Here is a 673-nt window from a genome sequence, read left to right as displayed (position 1 = left end):
GAGTATCACCAAAAAATACTAAATCAGTTGTTAAAAATATGGAAAATTTAAGTAAATATAATGATAGTTGCTTATGGAAATTTGATAAAGATATTAATTTAACTTATGAATATGGTAAAGGTTGAAAATATAAGAATGAAAAAATAAGTAATCATTTACGAGATGCAATTATTATTGCTAATTATGAGAGTTAATATTATGAAACATTCATATAATCAAAAAACAGGAAAATATTATTCTTGTAAAATTCGAAATGTTAATATTTATTTAAATACAGAACAAGAAGAAATATGAAATGAATTATCTTATTTTGAGACTTATTCTCAACGAATAGAATATCTTATCAACTTTTATATAACACACAATAAAGAAAAATAAAAAATAACCAATTAAGGTTATTTTTTTAAATACTATTTGTTAGTTTTTGAATAGCATCTTTTTGTGCTTGTTTTTTGTCATTTACTTTAACTTGTTTTTTAACATTTTTAATTTGACCTGTTTTTAATGCTAATTCTGTTGCGTAATCAGTTCCGCGTAAATGCTTTTCATGGGCAATAACCGCAGTTCGTAATTCTCTAATTTCTGCTTTATATTTTTTAATTTTTTTAGCAGATAATCCAAGAATACCAAGACTACCCATTCCACCAGCACCCGCTAATACAAGTAAAGCAAT

The 673-nt window shown here is 24.1% G+C and carries 3 protein-coding genes; 2 read left to right on the top strand and 1 reads right to left on the bottom strand.

Annotated elements, in window-relative coordinates; translation table 4 throughout:
* The coding region (locus tag EHV01_RS06320) for a hypothetical protein (RefSeq protein WP_422066716.1) at nucleotides 1-194 on the top strand (194 nt) is incomplete at its 5' end.
* A gap of 4 nt (nucleotides 195-198) precedes the next feature.
* The gene (locus EHV01_RS06315; RefSeq protein WP_422065652.1) at nucleotides 199-378 is read left to right on the top strand and encodes a hypothetical protein; all 180 of its coding nucleotides are present in this window, start codon (nucleotides 199-201) and stop codon (nucleotides 376-378) included.
* 25 nt (nucleotides 379-403) lie between these two features.
* On the opposite strand, the gene EHV01_RS06310 is transcribed toward EHV01_RS06315, so the two are convergent.
* The coding region (locus EHV01_RS06310) for a hypothetical protein (protein WP_422066715.1) at nucleotides 404-673 on the bottom strand (270 nt) is incomplete at its 5' end.

This window comes from Spiroplasma sp. hy2, from assembly GCF_044714365.1.
In the GTDB taxonomy this organism is placed as follows: domain Bacteria; phylum Bacillota_I; class Bacilli_A; order Mycoplasmatales; family Mycoplasmataceae; genus Spiroplasma; species Spiroplasma phoeniceum.
The sequence above is the reverse complement of the archived record's forward strand: the minus strand, read 5'-3'. Positions and strand labels throughout refer to the sequence as shown.